Genomic DNA, 6,831 nt, shown 5'->3' with positions numbered 1-6,831 from the left:
TGAAGAAAGCAAAATTATTAAGTACAGCAAAGACTTAGTATTTTACACACCAAAAGTAGTAGAAAAACATAGATTAGCAACGGCTAATAACTATAAATTTGGACAAGTTTTAGAAGTTGACGGATGTACTCACTACTACTTTCAAAACGACACAATTGCAACATGTGTTGCTGTTGTTGATGTTGGAACTAATAAAGTATTAGACATTTATTTTGAGAGTCAAGAAGAATCTCTGAATTCATATCAAAGAATATTTGAAAACGTTTTTCAAAAATACGGTTATCCTATGAGAATAATTACTGATAATAGAGCTAACTTTAAGAAAGACGAAATAAACAACCCTAGAACGCCTTTAGAGCTTGAAAAAAGGGGTATAGAAGTTGTTTCTTCATCAAACGCTAATGCAAAGCCACACATAGAAAGAAAATGAGATACAGTGCAAAAGAATGTTCCTTTTTATTTCAAACAAAAGAATATAAAAACAATTGAAGAAGCTAATGCTATAAAAGACGAATTGATTGAATATTAAGTATTATTTAAATTGGTATTGAAATACAAGCTATATCTAATTTAAATAAAAATCGTTGAATAAACAACGATTATATTATTTCTTGAGTTTCTATACTAAATAATGATTTTTGTTGAGATATGAAGCTATTAATAGCATTTTATAGCATTTTAATAACTTTACATTGTAAACTTAAGTGATTGTGTAGGTTTAGGTGTGTCAGTATCGTCTTCTTTATCTTGATGATGAGATTCTTGTTCTTGATTATTATAGTGTCGTTGTTGTCTTTCATCATATTTTTCTTTTTCCAATTGAAGCTTTCTTTCTCACTCTTTATTAAATTCATCAATGAATTTATTAGTATCTCAAATAGAATTTGCTGTCAATTCATCAAACTTACTATTCTTTTTATAATAAGCTTTACTCAACTCATCTTGTGCTCCATATTTGGAAACATAGAAACACTCTTTAACAACTTCATAAAAATGATCAGGTTTATCAAGTATTAATTCAGGTATTATATTAGTTTCATTTATTAAATGATTATAACCTACAATTATCATCTCAACTTCTTGTCTATTTCGATTAGCTATTTCATCTGCTTTAAAAATAGGTTGTTTGTTATCAAAATCAAAATAATCAAATTCAGAAATAGAGATATCATCTTTATGTTTAAATAAATGTTCCATAATCTTATTATAAGTATCAGGATCAGTTTGAAAATCATTGCGTTCATCATCTAAAATATATAAACTTTCAAAAAGTTTTCTCTCCATAACATTTACAACGGAACAATTTACCGATATCGTTCTATCATCGTTTCCATACAGATCCATTTCAAGAGTTAGGTTTTGTGGATCATTTGTAGTTTTACGTCTATTTTCATCTTTAACTGTTTTTGTTGTTAAATAAAATACCTTATCATCACTAAAAAATACAATAAAAGGTCTATGAATACCATTTCCTTTTATTATTTCTCCATTTTTATCTCTTGCTATTGGTATTTTATTATTTTTATATCGTTGTTTATAAACCTTACCTATTTTTAATTTTTGTTTCATATATTATCACCAAAATTATTATAATATAAAAAAATAAGCTTATTGCTAAGCTTATTTATAGTCCTACATTTACGTTAAGCTTTCCACCGGAAAGCAGGGCTGGCTAAGACTAAACCGCCGATCCAAATATTCTGTAAAAATACTTGCAAATTTATAATATCATAAAAATTCATAACTATCAATATATTAAAGAAATGATAAAAAAACACCTTTACAGGTGTTGTTAATTTCAAAATGGTGCTGACTATAGGAGTCGAACCTACGACCTACTGATTACAAGTCAGTTGCTCTACCAACTGAGCTAAGTCAGCAAAAATAAAAAAATGGTGGAGTGTATAGGACTTGAACCTATGGCCGCCTGCTTGTAAGGCAGGAGCTCTCCCAGCTGAGCTAACACTCCAAAAATATGGTAGCCTGTACGGGGTTCGAACCCGTGCGTCCACGGATGAAAACCGTGTGTGTTAACCGCTTCACCAACAGGCCAGATAATGGCGGCTTTTACAGGACTTGAACCTGTGACAAACCGGTTAACAGCCGGTTGCTCTACCAACTGAGCTAAAAAGCCACAATCTTTGTTAATTTTTGGTTAGCGTCTTATCTAAGACAATAAAAATAATAACATTAGAATATTTAAGTTGCAAGAGTTTTTTTAAATTTTTTTAAAATTTTTAATCAATAAAATTAAATAATAACAGTCAACTTATAAATTTAGTTTGAACTGTTGCTTTTTATGCTTAAGTGGGAAACAAATAAATAAAAAAGCGATCCTTTTTTTATACTGTTACATTATTTTTTTCTTTTAATCTATTTTCTGCTTTTTCTTTAACTTTATTATAAAGTTCTTCAAATTCAGGATCTTTTTTAAAGATTGCAGTTAACTTATCTTCTGATATTTCTTGGTTTTTAACTAATTTATATGTTTTTTCAACTTGTTTTAGTTTTTCGATTTTTTTTGCTTCATTAATTTCATCAACTTGATCATCAATTATTTCTTGTTCAACGGTTTGATTATTTTTAGTAAATAACATATAAGTAGCTCCAATAATACATACAACAGACATAAATGAAAGTATTATTATAGTTACTTTTAAAAATCCAGTTTGATAATAAGAACTAACAACTGATAATACTAAAATAACTAAACAAATTAAAAAGATATAATTTCCTAAAACAAATAAACTTATTCCTGATGCTAAATTTAAATGAATATTAGTTGTGTTTTCAACTAATGATCCAACAACCATTCCAACTATTCCAAAAATAAACATCAAACTAGATAAAAACATGCTTACACCTGCTGATATTTGAATAATAAGATTGCTTATCTTAAAATTTTGATCGTATTGATTTTGTTGATCGTTTTTAAATAATTCTTTAATTTTTTCAATTTTTTCTTTCATATTTATTTTATTCTCCTTCATGTCTTTTGTATAGTTTTAATGTATTTTCTAAAAGTGTTACAACTGTCATTGGACCTACTCCTCCAGGAACTGGAGTTATATAACTTGTTAAATCTTTTACATTTTCAAAATCAACATCACCAACTAATTTGTTAGTAGATGAATCTCTTATAATACCTACATCAACAACAACTGCATCTTGTTTTATCATATCTTTTTTAATAATAAATTTTTGACCGGTTGCTGAAATTACAATATCTGAATTTTTAGTATATTTTGTAATATCAACAGTATTTTTATTACACATACTAACAGTAGCTCCCATATTAGATAACATAATAGCTAAAGGTTTTCCTACAATATTTGAAGTTCCTACCATAGTAATATCTTTATGTTTTATTTCTATATCATAAGCTTTTAATAAATTGATTACACCAAGTGGAGTACATGGATAGATTGTGTCATAATTTTGTAACATTTTACCTTGATTCATATAATGAAAACCATCAACATCTTTACTTACATCAATTGCTTGAAGATAACTTTCTTCATCAAATCAATCTGGTAGTGGTAATTGTAATAAAACACCATCAACAGTTGGATCGTTATTTAATTTATCAATAATTTTATATAATTCTTGTTTAGAAATATTAGCATCTAGTTTTAAAGTTTCTGAATCAATTCCAACTAATCTACAAGCTCTAGTTTTGTGAGAAACATAAACTTTTGAAGATTCATCATCTCCAACTAAAATAACTACCAGTTTAGGTATTCTTTTTTTATTAATAATTAATTTATTAATTTCTTCTTTTAATACTTCTCTTCTTTGCTCTGCAACTTTCTTACCATCTAAAATGATCATAAAAACACCTATCCTATAGTTACATCTTCATCTAAAAATTTCAATGCTTTTTGTCTTGCTGGTTTTAAAAATACTAATAAAGTATTAGATACTCCTAATTGACCAATAAACATTACTAGAATTATTAATATTTTAGTAACCGCTCCTAATTTGTACATATCTTGATGAGCTAAAGGACTTAAACCGACCGTACCAAAAGCACTACATATTAATAATAGAATTTCACTAATTGTACTTTTATCATTTGTGCCTAAAAATACTTTATTAGAATCTATATAAATTGTAAATACTGAAATAAAAATTAAGAATGTAGAAATAAAGAATGTTGCATGACTTCTTCTCACAGTTGCTTCTGGAATTGTTTTTTTAAAAACACTAGTATAATTTCTATTTTTAATAATTGATAAAGTAGATAATAAAAGAATTGCAAAAGTTGTTGTTCTAATTCCTCCAGCAGTTGAACTTGGTGCTGATCCAATAAACATTAACACAGATAATATAAATTTAGAACTTGAACTAAAATTAGACATATTAATAGTTGAAAATCCTGCATTACGACAAGCAGTTGTATTAAATAAAACATCCATAAACACTTCATTAAATGGTTTAGGCGTTTTTAAATTATTGTCTAAATTATTAAAAATTAATGAATTATCATAATTAGAATATTCGGTTGATAAAACTAATATTGGACCTAGTATAAATAATGTTAAATAAACACAAAAACTTAGTTTAGTAAATAAACTAAATTTAACTTTTTGTCCTGTTTTTCTTGCTTTGATTTTTCTTTTAATATCATGAAAAGTTGGATAACCTAATCCACCGATAATTCACTCTAACATAAAAATAATTTGAATAGAATAAACTTTATGTTCTAAAGTGTTATAAGGTTGTAATGAATTAGGTGAAATGATATCAAATCCGGCATTATTTACAGCACTTGTTGAATGAAAAACAGCAAATCATAATGATCTTCAAAAATCGTGAAATGGTGATACTGTTTGTAAGTTTTGACCATTATTAGAAATAGCTGGTTCATTAAAAAAGAATAAGAAAAATAATATAAATGCTGAAAATACTTGTACAATAGTTAATCAAATAAAACCATCTTTAATTAATTGAATAGTTGAACTTGTAATTGTACTTCCTCTTTCTGATTGAGCTACCATAGTATCAGAAATAGATATTTTTTTATTTATAAGTAAAAATAAAACTATTTTAAAAGTTAAAACTCCGATACCACCAAATTCAATTAAAATTAATAAAATAAATTGACCTCAAAAAGTGTAAGAATGTGAAACATCAATCACAGTTAATCCAGTATCGCTAAATCCACTTGATGCAGTAAATAATCCTGTTAAATAATCTCAATTATATTTCTCTCCTTGACTAGTTAATGCAAAACCAGGAATAGATAATAAAAGACCCCCAATTAAAACAACACAAAGATAAATTAAAAAAATCTTTCCAGAAGTTTTAGAAAGTGGTCATGACTCTTTAAACTTTATAAAAAAATTATGTTTGTTATTACTAATTCTTTTAAAAAATGATCTCTTAGAGTTGTTTGTTTCATTTTGTTTTAGTTCTTTTTGATTGCTATCTTTTTTAAACATAAACTCATCTCTTTTATAACTATTTTTTTATCTTTTCAATGATATTATTATATCACTATAAAAGAATGTATAATTTAAATAGTTAAAGAGGTATGAAACATGGCAGGAAAACAAAGTTTTGCATTTATTGGTATTTCTAATTTTGCATTATCTATGATTTCATCATTAGTTGAAAAACGTCAATCAGTAAAAGTATTTGATTTTGATGAACATAAAATGAATTTATATCTTTCTGAATTTAGTACAGTTGATTCAGCTGTTATAAACTCAACAAATAAAAAAGCCTTAGAAAAAGAAGGGATCCGATCTTATGATGCAGTTATTGTATCAATTGGAGATGTTGAAGATTCACTAGCAACTGTTTTAAACTTAATAGATTTAGAATGTAAAAAAATCATAGTAAGAGCAAGAGATGAAAACCAAAAAAGAATTTTATTAGCTCTAGGATTAAGTGAAAATCAAATTATTATTCCAGATAAAGTTGCAGGAAAAATTGCAGCAACAAGAATATTATTTAATATTGATTTTGATCTTGATGTTCAAACTATCGATAATGAATTTGTTTCATCAACTCTTGAAGTATCTAACCCTGATATTTTTGATAAAACAATTCAAGAAATTGGATTATCAGCTAATAAGGACTTTAATATTATTCAAATTAAACATAAAGGAAAAATTATCTTACCTGATGATTACACAGAAATAAGAGAAGGTGACCTATTATTAGTATTTGCTAAAAATACAATTATTAATATGCTAGCTAAAAAAGTTCAAGGTAAAGATGGCGAAGATATAGTATAATTTGTAAACAAAAAAACTTCTAGTTTAGAAGTTTTTTATTTGATATAAGTTCTTTTATTAAAAAAGTTTTAGTCTAATACTATATATTTAATAAATCAGCAAGGTTTTGAACGTATTTCAACATCTTGCTTTTCTTTCATTCTTTACCACTTATCTGTTCCATTTTATAACTTCTTAAATATTCTATTATTTGTTTGAAAGAATAATTTTTGTGCAAGTCCAATTTAATAAATTGGTTCTTAACACGTGTTCCAATTATTAATGATAAGTAGTTTATAAATTCAGTTGTATAAACTTTCATTTCAGAATGAACTCTGGTTTTTGATAATTCTAAAATGTTTTTGTAAAAATTGAACATTTCTTCAATCTCTCATCTTTGATCATAAAGTGTGTATACATCTTCTAAACTCAAATCTACATTTGATTCAAAAGCAATTGTTCCAAAATATTCTTCTTCTTTTTTGAATTCAGAAATATCAAAATTATCTTTTCTCAAATGTCTTTGATACCTACCAATACTTTCTTTTCCAGCAATTTCTAAGTCTTTAAATAAATAATAAAATTTGTTGTTTATTTGTTCTTTAGA

7 protein-coding genes and 4 tRNA genes are annotated in these 6,831 nt (G+C 26.0%); 2 read left to right on the top strand and 9 right to left on the bottom strand.

Features of this window, described 5'->3' with window-relative positions:
* Window positions 1-529: hypothetical protein (locus tag AB668_RS05820; RefSeq protein ID WP_201342685.1), on the top strand; the 529-nt coding region annotated here is incomplete at its 5' end.
* A gap of 158 nt (window positions 530-687) precedes the next feature.
* Here AB668_RS05820 and AB668_RS01250 read toward each other — a convergent pair.
* The 8 genes from AB668_RS01250 to AB668_RS01215 form a co-directional block, all read right to left on the bottom strand.
* Window positions 688-1,569 carry an Mbov_0400 family ICE element protein gene (locus AB668_RS01250; protein WP_050517278.1) on the bottom strand — a complete coding sequence of 294 codons (882 nt, stop codon included), beginning with the start codon at window positions 1,567-1,569 and terminating at the stop codon, window positions 688-690.
* A 235-nt stretch (window positions 1,570-1,804) separates the two neighbouring features.
* Window positions 1,805-1,880 (bottom strand) — tRNA-Thr (locus tag AB668_RS01245).
* Window positions 1,881-1,893: 13 nt separating this feature from the next.
* A tRNA-Val gene (locus AB668_RS01240) sits at window positions 1,894-1,969 on the bottom strand.
* Between the two features lie 7 nt (window positions 1,970-1,976).
* Window positions 1,977-2,052 (bottom strand) — tRNA-Glu (locus AB668_RS01235).
* Between the two features lie 6 nt (window positions 2,053-2,058).
* Window positions 2,059-2,134, bottom strand: a tRNA-Asn gene (locus AB668_RS01230).
* Between the two features lie 208 nt (window positions 2,135-2,342).
* Window positions 2,343-2,969 (bottom strand): hypothetical protein, encoded by a 627-nt coding sequence (locus tag AB668_RS01225; RefSeq protein ID WP_050517277.1) that lies wholly within the window; start codon window positions 2,967-2,969, stop codon window positions 2,343-2,345.
* A gap of 7 nt (window positions 2,970-2,976) precedes the next feature.
* Window positions 2,977-3,831: a bifunctional 5,10-methylenetetrahydrofolate dehydrogenase/5,10-methenyltetrahydrofolate cyclohydrolase gene (locus AB668_RS01220; protein ID WP_050517276.1), complete on the bottom strand. Its 855-nt coding sequence runs from the start codon at window positions 3,829-3,831 to the stop codon at window positions 2,977-2,979.
* An 8-nt stretch (window positions 3,832-3,839) separates the two neighbouring features.
* Window positions 3,840-5,444 carry a TrkH family potassium uptake protein gene (locus AB668_RS01215; protein WP_050517275.1) on the bottom strand — a complete coding sequence of 535 codons (1,605 nt, stop codon included), beginning with the start codon at window positions 5,442-5,444 and terminating at the stop codon, window positions 3,840-3,842.
* A gap of 99 nt (window positions 5,445-5,543) precedes the next feature.
* Between AB668_RS01215 and AB668_RS01210 the strand changes: the two genes are divergently transcribed.
* Window positions 5,544-6,245, top strand: coding sequence for a potassium channel family protein (locus tag AB668_RS01210; RefSeq protein ID WP_050517274.1), 702 nt, complete (start codon window positions 5,544-5,546; stop codon window positions 6,243-6,245).
* A 79-nt stretch (window positions 6,246-6,324) separates the two neighbouring features.
* Here AB668_RS01210 and AB668_RS01205 read toward each other — a convergent pair.
* Window positions 6,325-6,831 (bottom strand): transposase (locus AB668_RS01205; protein ID WP_152908019.1); only part of this gene is annotated, 507 nt, incomplete at its 5' end.

It is taken from the genome of Mycoplasma sp. HU2014, assembly GCF_001199495.1.
Classification (GTDB): domain Bacteria; phylum Bacillota_I; class Bacilli_A; order Mycoplasmatales; family Mycoplasmataceae; genus Mycoplasma.
Note: the sequence above shows the minus strand (reverse complement) of the source record. Positions and strands in the feature narration are given on the sequence as shown.